The sequence below is a fragment of the Cellulomonas pakistanensis genome (assembly GCF_016862755.1).
Lineage (GTDB): Bacteria > Actinomycetota > Actinomycetes > Actinomycetales > Cellulomonadaceae > Cellulomonas > Cellulomonas pakistanensis.
Map to the genome: position 1 here is coordinate 1 of NZ_BONO01000033.1, position 20,898 is coordinate 20,898.

The 20,898-nt window shown below is 77.1% G+C and carries 21 protein-coding genes; 13 read left to right on the forward strand and 8 right to left on the reverse strand.

Annotation, left to right across the window (positions count from 1 at the left end; genetic code table 11):
• Positions 1 to 286: 286 nt before the first annotated feature.
• On the reverse strand, positions 287 to 505 hold the full coding sequence (locus Cpa01nite_RS17020) for an RNA-binding S4 domain-containing protein (RefSeq protein WP_203670059.1): 219 nt from the start codon (positions 503 to 505) through the stop codon (positions 287 to 289).
• A 76-nt stretch (positions 506 to 581) separates the two neighbouring features.
• Here Cpa01nite_RS17020 and hisD point away from each other — a divergent pair, with 76 nt between their 5' ends.
• Complete coding sequence (gene hisD, locus Cpa01nite_RS17025; RefSeq protein ID WP_203670060.1) at positions 582 to 1,904, forward strand: histidinol dehydrogenase; 1,323 nt, start codon at positions 582 to 584, stop codon at positions 1,902 to 1,904.
• Positions 1,905 to 2,489: 585 nt separating this feature from the next.
• Here the strand turns inward: hisD and Cpa01nite_RS17030 are convergent.
• Positions 2,490 to 4,679: a RecQ family ATP-dependent DNA helicase gene (locus tag Cpa01nite_RS17030; protein ID WP_203670061.1), complete on the reverse strand. Its 2,190-nt coding sequence runs from the start codon at positions 4,677 to 4,679 to the stop codon at positions 2,490 to 2,492.
• Between the two features lie 100 nt (positions 4,680 to 4,779).
• Here Cpa01nite_RS17030 and Cpa01nite_RS17035 point away from each other — a divergent pair, with 100 nt between their 5' ends.
• The 6 genes from Cpa01nite_RS17035 (at position 4,780) to Cpa01nite_RS17060 (ending at position 9,552) form a co-directional block, all read left to right on the forward strand.
• Positions 4,780 to 5,910 (forward strand): histidinol-phosphate transaminase, encoded by a 1,131-nt coding sequence (locus Cpa01nite_RS17035; protein WP_203670062.1) that lies wholly within the window; start codon positions 4,780 to 4,782, stop codon positions 5,908 to 5,910.
• On the forward strand, positions 5,907 to 6,521 hold the full coding sequence (hisB, locus tag Cpa01nite_RS17040; protein ID WP_203670063.1) for an imidazoleglycerol-phosphate dehydratase HisB: 615 nt from the start codon (positions 5,907 to 5,909) through the stop codon (positions 6,519 to 6,521). The genes Cpa01nite_RS17035 and hisB overlap by 4 nt, the downstream gene beginning before the upstream one ends.
• On the forward strand, positions 6,518 to 7,153 hold the full coding sequence (locus Cpa01nite_RS17045) for a hypothetical protein (protein ID WP_239068877.1): 636 nt from the start codon (positions 6,518 to 6,520) through the stop codon (positions 7,151 to 7,153). Before hisB ends, Cpa01nite_RS17045 begins: the two co-directional genes overlap by 4 nt.
• A gap of 69 nt (positions 7,154 to 7,222) precedes the next feature.
• On the forward strand, positions 7,223 to 7,870 hold the full coding sequence (gene hisH, locus Cpa01nite_RS17050) for an imidazole glycerol phosphate synthase subunit HisH (protein WP_203670064.1): 648 nt from the start codon (positions 7,223 to 7,225) through the stop codon (positions 7,868 to 7,870).
• Between the two features lie 72 nt (positions 7,871 to 7,942).
• Positions 7,943 to 8,683, forward strand: a complete 741-nt coding sequence (priA, locus tag Cpa01nite_RS17055) for a bifunctional 1-(5-phosphoribosyl)-5-((5-phosphoribosylamino)methylideneamino)imidazole-4-carboxamide isomerase/phosphoribosylanthranilate isomerase PriA (RefSeq protein WP_203670065.1) — start codon at positions 7,943 to 7,945, stop codon at positions 8,681 to 8,683.
• Positions 8,680 to 9,552: an SseB family protein gene (locus tag Cpa01nite_RS17060; protein ID WP_203670066.1), complete on the forward strand. Its 873-nt coding sequence runs from the start codon at positions 8,680 to 8,682 to the stop codon at positions 9,550 to 9,552. Before priA ends, Cpa01nite_RS17060 begins: the two co-directional genes overlap by 4 nt.
• 234 nt (positions 9,553 to 9,786) lie before the next feature.
• On the opposite strand, the gene Cpa01nite_RS17065 is transcribed toward Cpa01nite_RS17060, so the two are convergent.
• From Cpa01nite_RS17065 to Cpa01nite_RS17075, 3 genes are all read right to left on the reverse strand, one after another.
• The gene (locus tag Cpa01nite_RS17065) at positions 9,787 to 10,629 is read right to left on the reverse strand and encodes a hypothetical protein (protein WP_203670095.1); all 843 of its coding nucleotides are present in this window, start codon (positions 10,627 to 10,629) and stop codon (positions 9,787 to 9,789) included.
• Positions 10,630 to 10,710: 81 nt separating this feature from the next.
• Positions 10,711 to 11,448 carry a S1C family serine protease gene (locus Cpa01nite_RS17070; RefSeq protein ID WP_239068878.1) on the reverse strand — a complete coding sequence of 246 codons (738 nt, stop codon included), beginning with the start codon at positions 11,446 to 11,448 and terminating at the stop codon, positions 10,711 to 10,713.
• Complete coding sequence (locus Cpa01nite_RS17075) at positions 11,445 to 12,209, reverse strand: hypothetical protein (protein WP_239068879.1); 765 nt, start codon at positions 12,207 to 12,209, stop codon at positions 11,445 to 11,447. The genes Cpa01nite_RS17070 and Cpa01nite_RS17075 overlap by 4 nt, the downstream gene beginning before the upstream one ends.
• A 138-nt stretch (positions 12,210 to 12,347) precedes the next feature.
• Here Cpa01nite_RS17075 and Cpa01nite_RS17080 point away from each other — a divergent pair, with 138 nt between their 5' ends.
• On the forward strand, positions 12,348 to 13,748 hold the full coding sequence (locus Cpa01nite_RS17080; protein ID WP_308439397.1) for an MFS transporter: 1,401 nt from the start codon (positions 12,348 to 12,350) through the stop codon (positions 13,746 to 13,748).
• A 116-nt stretch (positions 13,749 to 13,864) separates the two neighbouring features.
• On the opposite strand, the gene Cpa01nite_RS17085 is transcribed toward Cpa01nite_RS17080, so the two are convergent.
• From Cpa01nite_RS17085 to Cpa01nite_RS17095, 3 genes are all read right to left on the reverse strand, one after another.
• The gene (locus tag Cpa01nite_RS17085; RefSeq protein WP_203670068.1) at positions 13,865 to 14,221 is read right to left on the reverse strand and encodes a DUF1844 domain-containing protein; all 357 of its coding nucleotides are present in this window, start codon (positions 14,219 to 14,221) and stop codon (positions 13,865 to 13,867) included.
• A 186-nt stretch (positions 14,222 to 14,407) separates the two neighbouring features.
• Positions 14,408 to 15,910 (reverse strand): catalase, encoded by a 1,503-nt coding sequence (locus Cpa01nite_RS17090; protein WP_203670069.1) that lies wholly within the window; start codon positions 15,908 to 15,910, stop codon positions 14,408 to 14,410.
• Between the two features lie 139 nt (positions 15,911 to 16,049).
• Entirely contained in the window at positions 16,050 to 16,541 is a 492-nt protein-coding gene (locus tag Cpa01nite_RS17095; protein ID WP_203670070.1) for a Fur family transcriptional regulator, read from the reverse strand.
• Between the two features lie 371 nt (positions 16,542 to 16,912).
• Between Cpa01nite_RS17095 and infC the strand changes: the two genes are divergently transcribed.
• The 5 genes from infC to thpR all read left to right on the forward strand — a co-directional run bounded on the left by infC (position 16,913) and on the right by thpR (position 20,774).
• Positions 16,913 to 17,965, forward strand: a complete 1,053-nt coding sequence (gene infC / locus Cpa01nite_RS17100) for a translation initiation factor IF-3 (RefSeq protein WP_239068880.1) — start codon at positions 16,913 to 16,915, stop codon at positions 17,963 to 17,965.
• 86 nt (positions 17,966 to 18,051) lie between these two features.
• On the forward strand, positions 18,052 to 18,246 hold the full coding sequence (gene rpmI, locus Cpa01nite_RS17105; protein WP_147793761.1) for a 50S ribosomal protein L35: 195 nt from the start codon (positions 18,052 to 18,054) through the stop codon (positions 18,244 to 18,246).
• 61 nt (positions 18,247 to 18,307) lie between these two features.
• Positions 18,308 to 18,694 (forward strand): 50S ribosomal protein L20, encoded by a 387-nt coding sequence (gene rplT / locus Cpa01nite_RS17110; protein ID WP_147793760.1) that lies wholly within the window; start codon positions 18,308 to 18,310, stop codon positions 18,692 to 18,694.
• A 355-nt stretch (positions 18,695 to 19,049) separates the two neighbouring features.
• Positions 19,050 to 19,946 (forward strand): TrmH family RNA methyltransferase, encoded by an 897-nt coding sequence (locus Cpa01nite_RS17115; RefSeq protein WP_203670090.1) that lies wholly within the window; start codon positions 19,050 to 19,052, stop codon positions 19,944 to 19,946.
• 189 nt (positions 19,947 to 20,135) lie between these two features.
• Positions 20,136 to 20,774: an RNA 2',3'-cyclic phosphodiesterase gene (gene thpR / locus Cpa01nite_RS17120; protein WP_203670071.1), complete on the forward strand. Its 639-nt coding sequence runs from the start codon at positions 20,136 to 20,138 to the stop codon at positions 20,772 to 20,774.
• Positions 20,775 to 20,898 lie beyond the last annotated feature (124 nt).

A 20,898-nucleotide genomic window follows, 5' to 3' on the forward strand; every position in this document is an offset into this window, starting at 1 on the left:
AACTCCGCGCTGCCCAACTCCGCGCTGCCCAACTCCGCGCTGCCCAACCCCGCGCTGCCCAACCCCGCGCTGCCCAACCCCGCGCTGCCCAACCCCGCGCTGCCCGACTCCGCGCGGCTCCGCGGCGAAGAGATCCGCCGAGGTTGCACTTGTTGCGGGGTTCGTCGGCGTCGAACCCCGCAACAAGTGCAACCTCGGCGTGGGGGCCGGGGGCCGGGGGGCGTGGGGCGTTCGGGCGGGCAGCGTGCGGCGGGTGGCGCGCGCGGCGGCGGTGGCGCGGGGTGGGTCAGCCGACCTCGGCGGAGTTCGAGCCGCGGGGGTCGTCGACCTCGACCACGTCGCCCTTGCGCAGCTGGCGGCCGCGGCGGCTCTCGGGCTCGCCGTTGACCGTGACCTCGCCCTCCTCCAGCAGCGTCCGAGCGTCCGCGCCCGAGTCGGCCAGCCCGGCGAGCTTGAGGAACTGCCCGAGGCGGATGGAGTCGTCGGAGATCGGCACGATGGTCACCCGGCCATCCTGCCAGGGCGCGCGCGGGCGGTGGGCGCGGGCGGTGGGCGTCGGCCCGCGCGCCTAGACTCGACCCGTGATCTCCCGCATCGACCTGCGTGGTCGCACCCTGTCCCGCCGCGAGCTGCTCGAGACCCTCCCGCGCCCCGAGCTGGACGTCGAGTCCGCCGCCGCGGCGGTCGAGCCGATCCTCGCCGACGTCCGCACCCGCGGCGCCGCCGCCCTGCGCGAGCTGGCCGAGCGGTTCGACGGCGTGCGCCCCGAGCACCTGCGCGTGCCCGCGGACGCGATCGCGGCGTCGGTGTCCGTGCTGGACCCGGACGTGCGCGCGGCGCTCGACGAGACGATCGCCCGGGTCCGGAAGGTCCACGCCGCGCAGCGGCCGCAGCCGCACACCGTGCAGGTCGCGCCCGGGGCGCAGGTACGCCAGCGGTGGATCCCGGTGCGCCGGGTCGGCCTCTACGTGCCGGGCGGCCTGGCCGTCTACCCGTCGTCGGTCATCATGAACGTCGTCGCGGCGCAGGAGGCGGGCGTCGGCTCGCTCGCGGTGACCTCCCCGCCGCAGCGGGACAACGGCGGCCTGCCCGACCCGGTCGTGCTCGCGACCTGCGCGCTGCTCGGCGTCGACGAGGTGTACGCGGTCGGCGGCGCCCAGGCCATCGGCATGCTGGCCTACGGCGCGGCGGGCTCCGAGGACGTCGACGGCGACACCCTGTGCGAGCCGGTCGACGTCATCACCGGCCCGGGCAACGTCTACGTCGCCGCCGCCAAGCGCCTGGTGCGCGGCGCCGTCGGCATCGACGCCGAGGCCGGCCCGACGGAGATCGCCGTGCTGGCCGACGGCACCGCGGACGCCGACCACGTCGCCGCGGACCTGGTGTCCCAGGCGGAGCACGACCCGCTGGCGGCGTCGGTGCTGGTCACGACGTCGATCGAGCTCGCCGGCGCCGTCGAGTCCAAGCTCGTCCCGCGGGTGCAGACCACCCGGCACGCCGAGCGCGTCGCCCAGGCGCTGACCGGGCCGCAGTCGGCGATCGTGCTGGTCGACGACCTGGACGCCGGCCTCGACGTCGTGAACGCCTACGGCGCGGAGCACCTGGAGATCCAGACCGCGGACGCCGCCGCGGTGGCCGAGCGCGTCACCAGCGCGGGCGCGATCTTCGTCGGGCCGTACTCGCCGGTGTCGCTCGGCGACTACATGGCCGGGTCGAACCACGTGCTCCCGACCGGGGGCTGCGCGCACTTCTCGTCGGGGCTGGGCGTGCACTCGTTCGTGCGGGCGGTGCAGGTCGTCGAGTACGACGCCGACGCGCTGCGCGAGGTCGCGGGGCGGATCGTCGCCCTCGCCGACGCCGAGGGCCTGCCCGCCCACGGCGAGGCGGTCCGCGCGCGGTTCTGACCCGCGCCGGACGGTCCCGCGCGGGCCCCGCGGGTCCAGCGCCTGCTGGCCAGCCCGGGTCTGCGCGCGGCACGGTCGAGAGTCCAGAAACCGGTGCGGTTCGTGCCGGTATGTCCTTCGGGTTCTGGACACTCGACGCCGACCCGACCGCGCCCGTGGTCACGTGTCGTACGTCGGCCCGCGCGAGTCGCGAGCGCGGAGCGGGGGCGGGTCGTGACGCCCGCCCGGCCGACGCCCACCCCGCCGACGCCCGCCGAGCGTGCATCCCTCGGCGCAGGCCCGGGCTGGCGCCGGCGCGGCGCGCGTCCCGCGAGCGAGCATCGGACACGTCGAGTGAGCACCCACTGGATGCCCTCTCGACGTGTCCGGTACTCGTTCGGCGCGGCGTCAAGCCCGGCGCGCTGCGGCGCGCGGGCGCGACGCGATCGGGTGGGGCGGCGCACCCACCCGGAGACGCAGCACCGCCGCTCGGGGGCCGCAGCCGCCTCGACCGGCGCTGCGGCGCCCTCGACCGGGCGCTGCGTCGGCCTCGCGCGGTCGCTGCAGCGGCCCGCCCGGGGGCGGCGCCCGCAGGGTCCGCGACGGTCAGCCGACGCCGAGCACGAACGGCAGCACCGCCGCCGCCCCCGCCTGCCGGAGCAGCCGCGCGGCGACGGTGAGCGTCCAGCCCGAGTCCGTCCGGTCGTCCACGAGCAGCACCGTGCGCCCCGGCAGCCCCGCCGCCGCGGCCGGCGCGAGGTCGAGCTCCAGGCGGCGCGCCACGGCCGCCAGCCGGTGCGCGGAGTTGACGTCGTGCCGGGTCGGCGGGCTGTCCGGCCGGGGCGCGACGGCGCCGACGAGCGGCACGCCGAGATGCCGCGCGACGCCCGCCGCGAGGTGCTCGACCAGCGTCGGCCGGGTCGCCGAGCGGATGAGCACGACGCCTTCGGGCCGGTGCTCGGGGTGCCAGGCGTCGAGCGTCGCGAGCACCGGGTCCCGCAGCGAGACCGGCAGCCCGGCGGACGGGTCGGGCTCGCCGCCGAACAGCTCGCGCAGCAGCCCGCCCCAGCCGACCGAGTCGAGCCGGGCGACGGCCCGGCCGGGCTCGGCGTTCTCCTCCGCGGGGATGCGCCCGCGCAGGTCGAGCCCGAGGGTCGCCATGCCGGACGGCCACTGCCGCCGGGGGTCGACCGCCACGCCCGCCGTGGTCAGCAGCGCCTGGGCGCCGGCGACGTGCTCGGCGTCCGGCGCGACGCCCACGGCGGTCCCGGTGCACCGGTCGCACCGGCCGCACCGCCACGTCTCGCCCGCGGGCCCGGCCAGCTCCGGGTCGTCGAGCGCCCGGCGGAGGTGCGCCATGCGGCAGCCCTCGGTCGTCACGTAGTCGACCATGAGCTGCTGCTCGGCCTTCCGGGTCGCGGTGACCCGGTCGTACCGCTCGGCGTCGTAGGACCACGCCTCGCCGGTGCCCTCCCAGCCGCCGCGCACCCGGCGCACCGCGCCGTCGACGTCGAGCACCTTGAGCATCTGCTCGAGCCGCGACCGGCGCAGGGACACGTGGGTCTCCAGGGCGGCGGTCGACAGCGTGCCGCCCTCGCGCAGCGCCCGCAGCGCCGCGCGGACGTCGTCCTCCGGCGGGAACGCGGTCGAGGCGAACCACTCCCAGATCGCGCGGTCCTCGCGTCCGGGCAGCAGCACCGCGGTCGCCCGGCCGCCGACGGCCTCGGCGGCGCGGCCCGCGCGCCCCACCTGCTGGTAGTAGGCGATGGGGGAGGACGGCGCCCCGACGTGGATGACGTAGCCGAGGTCCGGCTTGTCGAACCCCATGCCGAGCGCCGACGTCGCCACGAGCGCCTTGACCCGGTTCGCGAGCAGGTCGGCCTCCGCCACCTCGCGCTCGGCCGGGTCGGTCTGGCCGGTGTACGTGCGCACGTCGAGCCCGGCGGCGCGCAGGTGCTCGGTGACCTGCTGGGCGGCGGCGATCGTCAGGCAGTAGATGATCCCGGAACCCTCGAACGCCGGCAGGTTCTGCGCCAGCCACGCGAGCTGCGCGGCGGTGTCGGGCAGCCGCACCACGGACAGGTCGAGGCTGGACCTGTCGAGCGGGCCCCGCAGCACGAGCACGTCGTCGCGCACCGCGGTGCCGAGCTGCTCGGCCACGTCGGCGGTCACGCGGGCGTTGGCGGTCGCGGTGGTCGCCAGGACCGGGATGCCGTCGGGCAGCTCGCCCAGCAGCGTACGGATGCGCCGGTAGTCCGGGCGGAAGTCGTGGCCCCAGTCGGAGATGCAGTGCGCCTCGTCGATGACGACCAGCCCGGCGTCGGCGGCCAGGCGCGGGAGCACCTCGTCGCGGAACTGCGGGTGGGTGAGCCGCTCGGGGGAGACGAGCAGCACGTCGACGTCGCCGGCGGCGATCTGCGCGTGCACGTCGTCCCACTCGGTGACGTTGGCGGAGTTCAGCGTCGCCGCCTTGACGCCCGCCCGCTGGGCGGACGCCACCTGGTTGCGCATGAGCGCGAGCAGCGGCGAGACCAGCACGGTCGGCCCGGCCCCGCGCGCCCGCAGCAGGGCCGTCGCCACGAAGTACACCGCCGACTTGCCCCACCCGGTGCGCTGCACCACGAGCGCGCGCCGGTGGTCGCTCACCAGCGCGTCGATCGCCCGCCACTGGTCGTCCCGCAGCCGCGCGTCGTCCCGGCCGACGAGCCGGCGCAGCACGGCCTCGGCCTCCTCGCGCAGGGCGGCGCGCTCGGCGGCGTCGGGTCCGGACGGTGTCTGCTGGTCGACGGAAGTCATCGCCCCCGACCCTAGCCACCGCCCCCGACACCCACCGCCCCGCGGCGCTCGCCTGTGGACGACCGCGGTCCCACCCCGGCCGCGCGGATACGATCGCCCGGTGACCGCCCCCGACGCCGCACCCCAGGCCGCGCGCCCCGTGCTGCCCGTGCGCCCCGAGCTGGCCGGCGAGGTGCCCTACGGCGCCCCGCAGCTCGACGTGCCGGTGCTGCTCAACGTCAACGAGAACCCGTACCCGCCCTCGGCGCAGGTCGTCGCCGACATCGCCGCCGCGGTCGCCGAGGCCGCGCACGGGCTGAACCGGTACCCGGACCGGGAGTTCCTCGGCCTGCGCGCCGACCTGGCGGAGTACCTGGCCGTCGAGTCCGGCGTCCGCGTCGCGCCCGAGCAGGTGTGGGCCGCCAACGGGTCGAACGAGGTCATGCTGCACCTGCTGCAGGCGTTCGGCGGACCGGGCCGCACCGCGCTGTCGTTCGCGCCGACGTACTCGATGTACCCGGAGTACGCGCGCGACACGCACACCCGCTGGGTCGCCGGCCGCCGCACCGAGCAGTTCGACGTCGACCCGGCCGAGGCGCGCGCGCTCATCGCCCGCGAGACGCCGTCCGTCGTCCTGCTCACCAGCCCGAACAACCCGACCGGCACCGCCCTCGAGCTCGACACCGTCCGTGCGGTGCTCGCCGCCGCGGCCGAGGTGCCGGGCGGCTGCGTCGTCGTGGTCGACGAGGCGTACGGCGAGTTCCGGCGCGAGGGCGTCGAGTCGGCGCTCACCCTGCTCGCCGAGCACCCGCACCTGGCGGTCAGCCGCACGATGTCGAAGGCCTTCGGGCTGGCCGGCGCGCGGGTGGGCTACCTGGCCGCCTCCCGCGAGCTCGTCGACGCGCTGCGCGTGGTGCGGCTGCCGTACCACCTATCGGCCGTGACCCAGGCGACCGCCCGCGCGGCGCTGCGCCACGCGCCCGAGCTCATGGCCCAGGTCGGCTCGCTGCGCGCGGAGCGCGACCAGCTCGTGCTCGACCTGCGCGACCGCGGGCTGCGGGTCGCGGAGTCGGACGCGAACTTCGTGCTGTTCCAGGTCGGCCAGGACCGGCACGCCGTCTGGCAGGGTCTGCTGGACCGGGGCGTGCTGATCCGCGAGGTCGGGCCGGAAGGATGGCTCCGGGTGTCGGTCGGCACCCCGGAGGAGACCGCGGCGTTCACCGCCGCGCTGTGGGAGGTGCTGGGGATTTGAGCACGACGACCGGCGGGCGCACCGCGAGGGTCGAGCGCACGACGAGCGAGTCCAGCGTCGTCGTCGAGGTCGACCTCGACGGCACCGGGCGCACGGACATCAGCACGACGGTGCCGTTCTACGACCACATGCTGACGGCGCTGGGCAAGCACTCGCTCATCGACCTCACCGTGCAGGCGACCGGCGACACGCACATCGACGCGCACCACACGGTCGAGGACGTCGCGATCTGCCTCGGCGAGGCGCTGCGGCAGGCGCTGGGCGACAAGCGGGGCATCGCGCGGTTCGGCGACGCCACCGTGCCGCTGGACGAGGCGCTCGCCCAGGCCGTCGTCGACGTGTCCGGCCGCCCGTACCTCGTGCACTCCGGCGAGCCCGAGGGGCAGGAGTACCACCTGATCGGCGGGCACTTCACCGGCTCGCTGACCCGGCACGTCCTGGAGTCGATCGCGCACCACGCGGCGTTCGGCATGCACGTGCGCGTGCTCGCCGGCCGGGACCCGCACCACGTCGTGGAGGCGCAGTTCAAGGCGCTGGCCCGTGCGCTGCGGTTCGCGGTGGCGCTGGACCCCCGCGTCGACGGCATCCCGAGCACCAAGGGCGCGCTGTGACCGCCGGGACCCCGGACGGCCCGGGCCGCCCGGACGACGACTTCGGCTTCGAGGTCCCCGACGACCTGTCCGGGCTCGACGGCCTGGACGCGGCGCCCACCGAGTCGGCGGCCCCCGCGGGGAAGGGCGGAGACGACGCCCCGTCCGTCGACGTGCCCGACGACCTGTCCGGCCTCGAGGCGGCGGCCGCCGAGCCCGACGAGCCGGTGGTCGCGATCGTCGTCACCCAGGTCGCCGGCGCCAAGCCGCTGGCCGCCGCGTGCTCGCTCGCCGGGGTCGACGTCGACGCCGTCCCGTCGCCGGTCGGGGCGCTCGCGGTCCTGCGCGACGCGACGGACGCCACCCGCACCGCCGAGGCCGCCGCGGCGATCTCCCGGATGCTGCGGACGTCGCCGGTGATCCTCATGGACCGCCGCGCGGGCCGGATCCAGGCCAGCCGGTGGACCGCGGGGGAGAAGGAGGACGACCTCGCGGCCGGCCTCGTGCTGTCCGGCGCGCCCGAGGTGCTCGACGACCTGCTGGTCGGCGGGGCGGCCGTCGGCGAGGTCGACGGCGTGGAGACCAGCGTCGGCATGTCGCGCTGGGCCGCGATGCGCGCGCTGTCCGCCGGGGGCCGGCGCCGCCGGGACTGACGCGCACGTCACGTCCCGCGGGGCGGACGCCGGACGGCCCGCCCGGCGCGCGGCCGGTAGCCTGGTCGGGTGCCCAGCCAGCCTTCTGTCGTCGTCCTGGACTACGGGTTCGGGAACGTCCGCTCGGCCGTGCGCGCCCTCGAGCGGGTCGGTGCCCGGGTCGAGCTGACGTCGGACCCCGAGCACGCCGCCGAGGCGGACGGCCTCGTCGTGCCCGGCGTCGGCGCGTTCGCGGCCGTCATGAACGGCCTGCGCGGCGTCCGCGGCGACCAGATCGTCGACCGGCGGCTCGCGGGCGGCCGGCCGGTGCTCGGCATCTGCGTCGGCATGCAGGTCATGTTCGAGCGCGGCGACGAGCACGGGGACCGGACCGAGGGCCTCGGCGAGTGGCCCGGCACGGTCGACCGCCTCGAGGCCGAGGTCGTCCCGCACATGGGCTGGTCCACCGTCGACGCGCCCGAGGGCACACGGTTGTTCGCCGGCATCGAGGACCAGCGGTTCTACTTCGTGCACTCGTACGCCGCGCGCAGCTTCCCGCTGTCCGAGCAGGTCGACACCGAGCGCCTCGCGCCCCCGCTGGTGACCTGGTCCGAGCACGGCGGCCGGTTCGTCGCCGCCGTCGAGAACGGCCCGCTCGCCGCGACCCAGTTCCACCCGGAGAAGTCCGGCGACGCCGGCGCCCAGCTGCTCGAGAACTGGGTCCGCTCGCTCGACTGACCCCGGCCCGGGCGACCCCGCCCGGCCGTCCCCGCACCACGCGCACCACCGCACGCCCTCACGAGGAGATCCATGTCCGACCGCCTGCAGCTCCTGCCCGCCGTCGACGTCGCCGACGGCCAGGCCGTCCGCCTCGTCCAGGGCGAGGCCGGCTCGGAGACGTCCTACGGCGACCCGCTCGCCGCCGCGCTCGACTGGCAGGCGGGCGGTGCGGAGTGGATCCACCTCGTCGACCTGGACGCCGCCTTCGGGCGGGGCTCGAACGCGCCGCTGCTCGCGGACGTCGCGCAGGTGCTGTCGAGCAAGGGCGTGAAGGTCGAGCTGTCCGGCGGCATCCGCGACGACGCGTCGCTGGAGCGCGCGCTCGCCACCGGCGCCGCCCGGGTCAACCTCGGCACGGCCGCGCTCGAGGACCCGGAGTGGACCGCCGACGCGATCGCCCGGCACGGCGACGCCATCGCGGTCGGCCTCGACGTGCGCGGCACCACGCTGGCGGCCCGCGGCTGGACCCGCGAGGGCGGCGACCTCTGGGAGGTCCTGGCCCGCCTCGACTCGGTCGGCTGCTCCCGCTACGTCGTCACCGACGTCACCAAGGACGGCACGCTCCGCGGCCCGAACGTCGACCTGCTCCGCGAGGTGTGCGCGCGCACCGACGCGCCGGTCGTCGCGTCCGGCGGCATCTCCTCGCTCGACGACCTGCGGGTGCTGCGCGAGCTCGTGCCGGTGGGCGTCGAGGGCGCGATCGTCGGCAAGGCCCTGTACGCGGGCGCGTTCACGCTGCCCGAGGCCCTGGACGTCGCCGGGCGCCCGTGACCGGGCGCGAGCTCCCGCCCACCTCGGCGTTCGCCGGGGACGACGGCAGCGCCGACCCGCGGGTCGCGGCGGCGCTGACCGCGTACGGCGACGGCACCGGCACGCTCGCCGGGGTCGTCGAGGCGCTGGCCGGTACGCGCGTGCTGGTGCCGGTGCTGGCGGAGCTCGAGGCGGCGGAGACCGTCGAGGTCGGCGGGCACGCGCACACCGTCGACAAGGAGGCGTCGGCGGGCATCGTCGCCCTGCAGGCGCCCGACGGCCGGACCGCGTTGCCGGTGTTCTCGTCCGTCGCGGCGATGACCGCCTGGCGGCGTGACGCGCGGCCGGTGCCGACGGACGTGGTGCGTGCAGCGCTGTCCGCGGTGGGCGAGGGCTGGGAGCTGCTGGTGCTCGACGCCGGCGGGCCGGTCACGGCGCTGCTCCCGCGGCCCGCGGTGTGGGCGCTGGCGCAGCAGCAGCCGTGGCGACCGGCCGTGCTGCCGGACGCCGGGGGGCCGGGCGGGGCCGCCGGGTCCGTCGACCCCGAGGTGCGCGCGGCCGTCCGCGCGGCGGTGCTCGGCGCGCTGCCCGGGGCGGCCGACCAGCCCGTGCGCGCACCTGCTGCGGAGCAGCCCGCCGGTGGGCGGTCGTGGTTCCGCCGGCGGCGCCCGGAGCCGGCCACCGACGCCGCGCCGGCCGCCGCGACGGGACCGGTGCGCGACGTCGACGCCGAGCCGGGCGCGCGCGCCGAGGTGGCCGTCGTGCTGACCCTCGTGCCGGGCCTGGACCGGGCGACGCTCGACGGCCTGCTGCGCCGGGTCGGCGAGGCGCTCGCCGCCGACGAGACCGTCACCCAGCGGGTCGACTCGGTCGAGGTCCGCCTCCGCTGACCCGCGGCGTCGTCCGCGCTCGCGACGCCTGAGGTCGCGCGCCCGCTGCTGAGCGGCCTCGTGCGCGAGTGGGCACCGGACACGTCGAGCGGGCATCTCCTGGTTGCCCATTCGGCGCGTCCGGTGCCCGCTGGACGCCGAACCGAGCGAGCACGCGACACGTCGAGCGCGGACCCACGGGGTCCTCGCCCGACGTGTCGGGTACTCGTGCGGCGCGGGTGCCGGGCGCCGGCGTCAGTGCCGGCGACGGCGCAGGGCCCAGGCCAGCGCGACCGTCGCCACCGCGCCGACGACCTGGCCGCCCAGGATGATCCGGTTCAGGTCGAGCGCCGGCTGCCACTGGGCGCCGTCGTCGTCGATCACGAACACGCCGAGCGGCTTGACCCGCGTCGCGTAGCTGCCCGCGTCCGCCGACCCGACCCCGCGGCCGCCCGGCCGGCCCGCGCCGAACGGCCAGAGCGGCCCGCGTCCGAGCACCGAGCGCCCGAGCGCGGCGCGGTCGAACGGCCCGTGGCCGGGACCGCCGTGCGGCCACGGCCCGCGCCCGGCGCCGTGCAGCCGGCCGCCCGAGCCGCCGCCCGCGCCGCCGCCCGCGCCCGCACCGGCGCCCTCCCCGGCGTTGCCGCCCGCGCTGCCGACCGCCCCGGCCGGCGCGCCCGGTCCCGCCTGCGCGGCGCCCGTCTCGGCCGCGTCGGTCGGCGCCGGTCCGGCGTGCGCGCCGTGGCCCGTCCCCTCGGGGGCGTCGGGCCCGGGTGCGCCGCCCGCGTCCGCGCCCGGCCCGCCGTCGCCGCCGTGCGACCGCGGCGCGTCGTCGCCCTCCGGCCCGTGCCCCTCCGGCCCGTGCCCGTCCGACCCGTGCCCGCCCGGCCCGTGCCCGCCCTGCCCGCGCCCGCCGCGGATCCCCATCCGCGCGTCGCCGTGCGCGCCGGCCACCGCGTGCCAGCCCAGCACCTTGGCCACCGGCACCACGAGCCGGCCGCCCTGCTCGTACGGCTCCCCGAACACGCGGCGCACGGAGATGATGTCGCTCGCGGCGCGCGTCAGCCCGGGCAGGTCCGGGTGGTTCTCGTCGGTCATCGTCGTCCTCCTCGGTGGGTCCGTCCGCCCACCGTGGCACGGCGGGTCGCGCGCCCACCAGGGTCCGCGCCGGGCTGGACCTCAGGACGTGGCGCAGGAGGTGCTGGCGGTGAAGGCGGTCTCGTCGGCGAGCAGCTGGCGCAGGGTGCTGACGGGCACGACGAAGCTCTGGCCGGTCGAGTTCTTGGCGTAGACCACGCCGACGACCCGGCCCTCCGCGTCGAGCACGGCGGAGCCGGAGCTGCCCGGCTCGACCTCGGCGTTCGTGACGAGCACCTGGCCGAGGTTCTCGTTGAGGGGGTCGGTGGTCGCGCCGATGACCTGGCCCTCCGTCACGGTGAGCGCGCCGCCCTGCGGGTAGCCGACCACGGTGACCTCGTCGCCGGGGTTCGGGTCGGCGTCGGCCAGCCCGGGCGCAGAGGGCAGCGCGTCGGCCGTGCGCACGACGGCCAGGTCGGCCAGCGCGGCGGTCGACGACGCGGTCACGGCGACGTCCCGGCCGTCGTAGGTGCTGAGCTGCAGGTCCGCGGAGTCGGCGACGACGTGCCGGTTCGTGATGAGCGTCGTCTCGTCGATCGCGAAGCCCGAGCCCGTCGACAGCGAGTTGCAGCCGACGTTCCGGATCCGCACGGCCATCCGCTGGGCGGCGTCGAAGCCGTCGGGGGACAGGTTGCCGGACGAGGTGGGCGTCGGGACCGGCGCGGTCGACGGGACCAGGTCCGTCGGCACCGGGCCGGGCATCGCCGGCAGCACGCCGCAGCCGGCGAGCAGCAGCGCGGCGGCGGCGCCCACGACGGCGCGGCTGGCGGCCCGGGTCACCCGGTCGCCCCGGCGGCGAGCTGGCGCTGCAGCTCGGCGTTCGCGTCCGTCGCGGCCTTGCAGACGCCCTGGACGTCGGTCTTGAACCGCGCGAGGTCGGCCGGGTCGTAGGACGCCGCGTCCTCGAGGTAGGTGATCAGCTGGTTCTGCGCGTCGATGCAGGTCGACAGCGCGGACGCGACGTTCGCGGCGGCCTGGGAGATGCGCTCCTGGTAGTCGACGAGCTGACGCTGCACCTCGCGGTCGTCGCCGACCTGGGCCTTCTCGTCGGCGAGCTGGGTGATCCGCGTCTGCGCCGTCGCGAGCTGCTCGTTGACCGCGGCGAGCTCGGTGAGGGTGCCGTCGTGCTGGACCCGCAGGCTGGCGAGCTCGCCGCCGACCGACCGGCCCTGGGCCTCGAGCGCGTCGGCGTACTCCTGGTACCGGACGGTGCGGACCCAGAGGTAGGCGGCCAGCGCCATGACCAGCACGAGCAGCAGGGACAGCACCACCACGGCCCAGGTGCGGCCGCGGCCGGGGCGCCGGGCGGGCCCCGGCGGCGGCGCGAGGTGGCTGTGCTCGAGCCGCTCGGACCGCGCCGTCCGCTCGTCCGGGCGGTCGTCGGGGTGGAGCCGCTCGCCGGCCGGGCGCTCATCCGGGTGCGTCGCGGGGTGCGCGACGGACGGCCCGCCCGTTCCCGTCGCGCCGGCGTCCGGCCACGCCGAGGGCCCGGCCGACCGCGGCGGGCCGATCGGGTCATGGGGCCCGGTGGCAGACGTCACGGCACCACCTTACGGGGGCCGGCGGTGCCGGGGCGGTCGGCGGCGGTCCGCGGGGGTGGTGGACGTCACGCCCGCGCGCCGCCCCGGACGGCCGCATCCTGTCGTCCGGCGGGCCCCGCCCGGGAGAGGATCACGGTCGTGTCCCTCGCCCCCTACGGCCGCCTGCTGCGCCTGCCCGGTGTCCTGCCCCTGGTCCTCGTCTCGTTCGTCGCGCGGATCCCGCACGCGATGACCGGCGTGGTGCTCACCCTGCACGTGGTGGGCCCGCTCGGACACGGGTACGCGCGCGCCGGCCTGGTCGCGGCCGCGATGACGGTCGGCGTCGCGGTCGGCGCGCCGTGGCGCGGCCGGCGGGTGGACAAGCTGGGGCTGCGCAAGGCGCTGCTGCCGTCCGTGGTCGTCGAGTCGGCCGTGTGGCTGATCGCGCCCCGGCTGGGCTACGAGGCGCTGCTCGTCGCGGCGGTGGTCGCGGGCGTGTTCCTGGTGCCGGTGTTCTCCGTCGTCCGGCAGTCGCTCGCGGTGCTCGTGCCCGCCGAGCAGCAGCGCACCGCGTACGCCCTGGACTCGGTCGCCACGGAGATGACCTTCATGCTCGCCCCGACCCTCGGCGTGCTGGTGGCGACGCAGGTGTCGACGACCGCCGCGCTGACCCTGGTCGGCGTGTCCACCGTCGGGGCCGGCCTGGTGCTCATGTGGTTCAACCCGCCGACCCGGTCCGCGGGTGGGGCGGTCGCGCCCGCCGGGGCGGACGGCCGGCGGCCGCGCCTGCTCACGCCGGGGCTGCTCGTCGTGCTCGCCGCCGCGTCCGCGGCCTCGCTCATCCTCACCGGCACCGACGTCGGCATCGTCGCGGCGCTCGAGGGCTGGGACCGCGAGTCGGCGGTGGGCTGGATGATCGCGCTGTGGTGCGTCGGCTCCGTCGTCGGCGGCCTGGTCTACGGCGCGCAGAAGCGCGAGCTGCACCCGCTGGCGCTCGTCGCGCTGCTGGGCGCGGCGACGGTGCCGGCGGCGCTGGCGCAGACGCAGGCGCAGCTCGCGGTCGCCGTCGTGCTGGCGGGCCTGCCGTGCGCGGCCGCGCTGTCGGCGATCAACGCCTCGCTCGTGCGCGCGGTCCCGGAGCACCGGCGCGGCGAGATCATGGGCTGGAGCGGCACCGCGAACACGGTCGGCGCGGCCCTCGGCGCCCCCGTCGTCGGGGCGGTCATCGACACCGCCGGCCCGCAGGGCGGGTTCGCCGCGGCGGGCGGCGTGGGGCTGGTGCTGTCGGTGCTCGGGCTGGCGGTGCTCGCCGCCGCGCGCCGGCGGGGCGCGGGCGCGCGCGCCGCGGACGCGCCCGGTGCCGACGGGGTGCCTGCGGGGGCCGGGCCGGGGCCGTCGCGCGGGCCGGCGCCGTCGACCGAGCCGGAGCCGTCGAACGAGCCCGCGCGGGCGTCGTCGCCCGCCGAGTGGGTGGTGCCGACGCCCGCGCCCGCCGGCGCCGACGACGTCCCCGTGCGGCCGTCGCCGGTCGACGCGGCCCAGGAGCCGACGACCCGCTGACGACCGCCTCCCAGCGCGACGCCGGGTCTCCGTCCCGCGCCCGTGCCGCGCGGGCGGGCGGGCGGCAGGCGGGAGACGGAGACCCGGCGGCGAGGGCGCGGGGCGCCCGCGTCCGCTCAGGACACGTAGCCGGTGAACTTCTCGCCCGGGCCCTCGCCCGGCGCGTCCGGGAACGGGCTCGCCTCGCGGAACGCGAGCTGCAGGGACCGCAGGCCGTCGCGGAGCGAGCGCGCGTGCTGGTTGCCGATGTCCGGCGCCGAGGCCGTCACGAGCGCGGCGAGCGCGGTGATCAGCTTGCGGGCCTCGTCGAGGTCCAGGTAGTCGCGGCCCGACGTGTCGTCGGTGTCGGGGGACAGGCCGCACTTGACGGCGGCGGCGCTCATCAGGTGCACGGCGGCGGTGGTGATCACCTCGACCGCGGCCACGTCGGCGATGTCGCGGGTGGCGGTCGTGGGGTCCGGGGTCTCGCTCATGGCGCCGATCCTCTCACCCGTCGGGGGAACGGGAGCGGCGCGGCCGGGGCGAGTGCCGGCCGCGCCGCGTGCGGTGCAGGTGCCCCGGGCCGGCGCAGGGCCGACTCCGGGGCGGTGCGCCGCCGCGGGGTTCGCCGCGGCGGCGGTGCGGGGCGGGCGGTGGGGGGACCGCCCGCCCCGCGGGTCTCAGGCGACCGGCGTGCTCGCGGTGGCGGGCTCGCCGTTCTCGACCGGCGCCTCGCCCTGGAGCGCGGCGGCCAGCGCGGCGCCCAGGCCCGCGTCCACGTTCGTCCAGTACTGGATCGCGCGCGCGCGGATGACGTCGCTCTTCACCGCGCCGACGTGGCCGGTGATGGTCTCGAGGAACCGGGCGCGCGCGGCGTCGTCGAACACCTCGCGGTAGAGCGTGCCGGCCTGGCCCCAGTCGTCGTCCTCGGGGTGCAGGGTCGCGGCCGAGCGCACGAGCTCGCCGTCCGCCTCCCAGCCGGCCGACTCCGCCGCGCGGGCCGGGTCGGCCGCCGGGCCGCCCACCGAGTTCGGCGCGTAGACCGGGACCTCGGGCGCGTTGAAGTGGTAGCGGGCCGCGCCGTCCTTGGAGTACGAGTGCACCGCCGACTGCGGGGCGTTCACCGGGAGCTGCGCGTGGTTCGTGCCGACGCGGTACCGGTGGGCGTCCGCGTAGGAGAAGATCCGCGCGAGCAGCATCTTGTCCGGGCTGGTCGCGATGCCGGGGACGAAGTTGCTCGGCGCGAACGTCGCCTGCTCGATCTGCGCGAAGTAGTTCTCCGGGTTCCGGTTGAGCTCCATCACGCCGACCTCGATCAGCGGGTAGTCCGCGTGCGGCCACACCTTCGTGAGGTCGAACGGGTTGAACCGGTAGGTCTTCGCGTCCTCGTACGGCATGACCTGGACCGACAGCGTCCAGCGCGGGAAGTCGCCGTCGGCGATGTGCTCGAACAGGTCGCGGATGTGGTGGTCGGCGTCCGAGCCGGCGAGCTGCGCGGCCTCGTCGGCGGTCAGGTTGTCGATGCCCTGCTGGGTCGTGAAGTGGTACTTGACCCAGAACCGCTCGCCGGCCGCGTTGATCCACTGGTAGGTGTGCGAGCCGAAGCCGTCCATGGTCCGCCACGAGCGCGGCAGGCCGCGGTCGCCCATGAGCCAGGTGACCTGGTGCGCCGACTCGGGGGACAGCGACCAGAAGTCCCACTGCATGTCGTTGTCGCGCAGGTTCGAGCCCGGCAGGCGCTTCTGCGAGCGGATGAAGTCGGGGAACTTGATGCCGTCGCGCAGGAAGAACACCGGGGTGTTGTTGCCGACCAGGTCGTAGTTGCCCTCGGACGTGTAGAACTTCAGCGCGAAGCCGCGGGGGTCGCGCCACGTGTCGGGGGAGCCGTGCTCGCCGGCGACGGAGGAGAACCGCGCGAGCATCTCGGTCTCGACGCCCGGCTGGAACAGCGCGGCGCGGGTGTAGCGGCTGACGTCGCCGGTGGTGGTGAACGTGCCGAACGCCCCGCCGCCCTTGGCGTGCACCACGCGCTCGGGGACCCGCTCGCGGTTGAACTGGGCGAGCTTCTCGACCAGGTAGTGGTCGTGCAGGACGATCGGGCCGTCGGCGCCGACCGACTGCGAGTGCGCGTCGGAGGCGACGGGAGCGCCGGAGTTGGTGGTGGTCGGGTGGACCTGGGTCACGGGGGGTGTCCTTCCGGGTCGGCGGCGGGCTGGTCGAGGGCGCGCCGGGGACCGGTCGGGCGGGGTCGCCCGACCGGGAGTCGTGGGGGTCGGTGGTGCGGGTCTCGGGCCGGGGCGGCGGCTCGCCCCGGGGCTGCGGTCAGTCGGTCGCGAGGCTGCGGCAGTCGGGGCAGACGCCCCAGAAGGTGACCTCGGCGGTCTCGACCGAGAAGCCGGACGTCGAGCTCGGGACGAGGCAGGGCGCCTCGCCGATGACGCAGTCGACGTCGTCGACCGCGCCGCACGAGCGGCAGACCACGTGGTGGTGGTTGTCGCCCACGCGCCGCTCGTACCGCGCCGGGTGACCGGCGGGCTCGATGCGGCGCAGGATGCCCGCGTCCGTCAGCGCGTGCAGCACGTCGTAGACGGCCTGGACCGACACGGTCGGCAGCGCCGCGCGGGCGTGCCGGAGGACGGCGTCGGCGTCGGCGTGCGGCAGGTCCGCGACGGCGCCGAGCACGGCGAGCCGGGGCGCGGTCACCCGCAGGCCCCGGGCGCGGAGCAGGTCCGCGGGGTCCTGGAGGTGGTGCGCGGCGCCGGCGCTCGTCGCGACGGCGGCCGGCGCGGCGTGAGCGTGCTGGTCGACGGGCATGGCGCCACCCTGGCACGTTTTCTGGAACTGTTCAAGCAGGTATCTGACGGCGTGTCACGTCGGTGCGTCGGGGTGCTGAGGCGGTGCCGCGGGGATGGCGGGGCGGCGGCGGGTCAGGGTCGACGCAGGGAACAGCCGGGGTGTCTCGGGTGTTCTGGTAGAGTCATTCACGACTGGCCTGGGTCGACCTGTGCTCCCGCTTCGCGGCGGGGTCGCGGACGGCCCGGGTGCACAAGTGGAGGCCACTCCCACCTGAGTCCCGACCGCCCGGTCCGCCGGCAGCAGGGTCCAGGTCATCGGTCCAGGTCACGAGCCCCTTGCGGGGAGCGTGGCCCGACGGTGCACCGTCCGAGACGGGGCGCCGTGGATCCGTGTCGGCCCTCCACCTGTGCTCAGGTGCGAGGGCCTTCCTCGTTCCTGGAGGTCACCACTTCGACTTCGAGGAGCACCACATCAGCGAGCCCCGCATCAACGATCGGATCCGCGTCGCCGAGGTCCGCCTGGTCGGCCCGAACGGCGAGCAGGTCGGCATCGTCCGCGTGGAGGACGCGCTGCGCCTGGCCCAGGACGCCGATCTCGACCTGGTCGAGGTCGCGCCGGACGCCCGCCCGCCCGTCTGCAAGATCATGGACTACGGCAAGTTCAAGTACGAAGCAGACATGAAGGCCCGCGAGGCCCGGCGGAACCAGAGCAACACGGTTCTCAAGGAGATCCGCTTCCGGCTCAAGATCGACCCGCACGACTACGGCACCAAGAAGGGCCACGTCGAGCGGTTCCTGGCGGCCGGCGACAAGGTCAAGGTCATGATCATGTTCCGCGGCCGCGAGCAGTCGCGCCCGGAGATGGGCGTGCGCCTGCTGCAGCGGCTGGCGGACGACGTGTCCGAGCTCGGCTTCATCGAGAGCATGCCGAAGCAGGACGGCCGCAACATGATCATGGTGCTCGGCCCGACCAAGAAGAAGGCCGAGCAGAAGAACGAGCAGCGCCGTGCCCGCGCCCAGCGCGAGCCGCGTCCCGAGGCCCCCGAGGCCGAGGAGCCGCAGACGGACGCCCCGGTCGAGGCCGCCGCCCCGGCCGCTGCTGCTCCGGCTCCGGTCGAGACGGCCGCCCCGGCTGCCGCCCCGGCCCCGGTGGAGACCGCCGCTCCGGCCCCGGCCGCCGCGCCGCGTCCGCAGACCGCGCCGCGTCCGGCGTCGGCCCCGCGGCCCGCCGCAGCGCCCCGGCCGGCCGCCGCGCCGAAGCCTGCTGCCGCCCCGAAGCCGGCCTCGCGGCCGACCTCGACCCCCCGCCCGGCGCCCGGCCCCGCGGCCGGGTCGACGGCGACGCCGGCCCCGCGGCCCACGCCGCGCCCGGCACCGACCCCGCGTCCCTCGGCGCGACCGGCCCCGCGCGGCCAGTCGTCCGGTGGCACCGGGAACGCCTGACCTGCACTGACACGCCCGGTCCCCACCGGGACCGGACGGCCGAGTCGCGCCCCGGCGCGATGCGACGACAAGGAGAGACGGCAGCCATGCCGAAGAACAAGACGCACTCCGGTGCGAAGAAGCGCTTCCGGATCACCGGGAGCGGCAAGGTCATGCGCGAGCAGGCCAACGCGCGTCACCTGTTCGAGCACAAGTCGAGCCGTCGCACGCGCCGCCTCGCCTCGGACCAGGTCGTCTCCGCGGCCGACGCCCCCAAGATCAAGAAGCTGCTCGGCAAGTGACCCGTCGGCGCGCGAGCGCCGCGGTCCTGAGCCGACCCGATAACGAAGCAAGGAGCATCACGTGGCACGCGTGAAGCGGGCGGTCAACGCCCAGAAGAAGCGCCGGGCGACCCTCGAGCGGGCCTCCGGCTACCGCGGCCAGCGGTCGCGCCTGTACCGCAAGGCCAAGGAGCAGGTCACCCACTCCCTGGTCTACGCCTACCGCGACCGCAAGGCGCGCAAGGGCGACTTCCGCAAGCTGTGGATCCAGCGGATCAACGCGGCTGCGCGCGAGCAGGGCCTGACCTACAACCGCCTCATCCAGGGCCTCAAGGCCGCTGGCGTCGAGGTCGACCGTCGTGTGCTGGCCGACCTGGCCGTCACCGACGTCGCGGCGTTCAACGCCCTGGTGCAGGTCGCCAAGGACGCGCTGCCCGCCGACGTGAACGCGCCGAAGGCCGCCGCCTGACGGACCGCGTCACCGCGGGGCGCGCGGCCTGACCGCGCGCACGCACCCTGAGGACCCCCGGGAGCCCTGCTCCCGGGGGTCCTGCGCGTCCGGGGGCCGCGCGCCTGCGCCCGTGCCCCCGCGGCCGGCGCGGTCCTCGACCGTGCAGACGACACGTCGAGAGAGCGTCCGCCGGATCCTCTCTCGACGCGTCGCCTGCCCGCTCGGTGCCGGTGGCGACCGACCCGGGGCGGCCCTCGCCCGCCGGGCGCCGGGCGAGGGGGCGGGCGCGCGCACGTCGCCTGCCCCGCGGGTGCGGGAGGATGGCCCCGTGTCCCGCTCCGCACCCGACGGCCCCGCCGCCGCACGCTCCCCGATGACCAACCCGCACGCCGACCGGGTCCGGGCCGTGCGCGCGCTCGGCACCCGCTCCGGCCGCCGGCGCGCCGGGCGGTACCCCGTCGAGGGCCCGCAGGCCGTGCGCGAGCTGGTGCGCTGGGCGCCGCGCACGATCCGCGACGTTTACCTGACGCCGGAGGCGGCCGGCCGGTACGCCGAGATCCTCGCCGACGCCGAGGCCGCCGGCCTGCGCGTGCACCTCGGCGACGCCGCGGTGCTGGAGGCGATGTCGCCGGATGCCCAGGGCGTGCTCGCGGTCGCCGACCTGCCCGAGGCCGCCCGCGAGGCCGCCCGCGACGAGGTGCCCGTCGGCCCGCTCGGCGCGGCCGCGCTCGACGCCGTGCTGGCCGCCCGGCCCCGGCTCGTCGCCGTGCTCGCGCAGGTGCGGGACCCCGGGAACGCCGGGACGGTCATCCGGGTCGCGGACGCGGCCGGCGCCGACGCCGTCGTGGTGGCGGGGGACAGCGTCGAGACCACCAACCCCAAGGTCGTCCGCTCGACCGCCGGGTCGCTGTACCACCTGCCCGTGGTGTCGGGCGTGCCCGTCGCGGACGCGGTCGCGGCGCTGCGGCGCGCGGGGCTCGCGGTGCTGGCGGCCGACGGCACCGGCGACCTCGACCTCGACGACCTGCAGGACGCGGCGGCGGTGGCCGGTGCGGCGGGCGCGCCGGGCGCGGGTGCCCCCGATGCGCGCGCCGACCTCCGCGCCCCCACCGCCTGGCTGTTCGGCAACGAGGCCTGGGGCCTGCCGCCCGAGGACCGCGACCGCGCCGACGCCGTCGTCCGGGTGCCGCTGCGCGGCCGGGCGGAGTCGCTCAACCTCGGCACCGCCGCGGCGGTCTGCCTCTACGCCTCCTCGCGCGCCCACCGCTGACGGGGGGCCGCAGGCCCACCCACGGCGCCGGACGACCCGCGTCCGAGCACCCGCCCACGGCGCCGGACGAGTGGACGATCCGGCCCGACACGCCGAGGCGTGTCGGGCCAGATCGTCCACTCGACGCACGCGAGCACCGGCCACCCACCCCGGCCACCCACCCGGCGCGCGGTCCGGCATGCTGGACCGATGCGCGTCTTCGCCGCCCTGTGGCCCACCGACGAGGTCCGCCGGCACCTCGCGTCGGCGCTGCGCACGGCCGTCGGCGTCGACGCCGAGCACGCCCCGGGCCGCGCGCCCGACGGCGTGCGATGGACCCCGGCGGAGAACTGGCACGTGACGCTCGCGTTCTACGGTGACGTGGGGGAGGGTCAGGCCGAGGTCCTGGGCGAGCACGTGGCGGGCGTCGCCGCGGACACGGCCCCGTTCGACCTGGAGCTCGCCGGCGCCGGGGTGTTCGCGCACCGCACGCTGTGGGCGGGCGTCGGCGGCGACGTCGAGCCGGTGCACGCGCTGGTCGCCGGCTGCCGGGACGCGGGGGAGGCGGTCGGCGCGCGGCAGGACGACCGGGTCCGCTCGCGCCCGCACCTCACGCTCGGCCGGGTCGCCCCGCAGCGGGGTGGGAACCGCCGGCGGGACCGGGCGGCGCGCGGCCCCGACCCGGGCGACGTGCTCGTGCACGCGCTCGCCGTCTACCGCGGCCCGCGCTGGCCGGTCACCGAGCTCGTGCTGGCCGAGTCGCTCCCCGGCGAGGGGCGTGCGGGCGGCCCGCTGTACCGGCCGCTCGGCGCCTGGCCGCTCGGCGACCCCGGGCACCGGGACGCGTGAGGCCCGCCCGCGGCCACGGGGCACGCTATGGCACGATGACCGGCATGACCTCCGCCCGCCCCCTCGGCCGTCGATTTCCCGGGCCCGTTCCCGGGCCGCGGCGCTGAGAGGCGCGCACCAGGTC

What these genes read in the sequence shown, in the direction of transcription:
- Cpa01nite_RS17115 (WP_203670090.1), top strand. Translation starts at nt 19,050, where the DNA reads ATGACCAACCCGCACGCCGACCGGGTCCGGGCCGTGCGCGCGCTCGGC.
- priA (WP_203670065.1), top strand. Translation starts at nt 7,943, where the DNA reads ATGTCCGACCGCCTGCAGCTCCTGCCCGCCGTCGACGTCGCCGACGGC.
- thpR (WP_203670071.1), top strand. Translation starts at nt 20,136, where the DNA reads ATGCGCGTCTTCGCCGCCCTGTGGCCCACCGACGAGGTCCGCCGGCAC.
- Cpa01nite_RS17030 (WP_203670061.1), bottom strand. Translation starts at nt 4,679, where the DNA reads ATGACTTCCGTCGACCAGCAGACACCGTCCGGACCCGACGCCGCCGAG.
- Cpa01nite_RS17065 (WP_203670095.1), bottom strand. Translation starts at nt 10,629, where the DNA reads ATGACCGACGAGAACCACCCGGACCTGCCCGGGCTGACGCGCGCCGCG.
- Cpa01nite_RS17095 (WP_203670070.1), bottom strand. Translation starts at nt 16,541, where the DNA reads ATGCCCGTCGACCAGCACGCTCACGCCGCGCCGGCCGCCGTCGCGACG.
- Cpa01nite_RS17085 (WP_203670068.1), bottom strand. Translation starts at nt 14,221, where the DNA reads ATGAGCGAGACCCCGGACCCCACGACCGCCACCCGCGACATCGCCGAC.
- rpmI (WP_147793761.1), top strand. Translation starts at nt 18,052, where the DNA reads ATGCCGAAGAACAAGACGCACTCCGGTGCGAAGAAGCGCTTCCGGATC.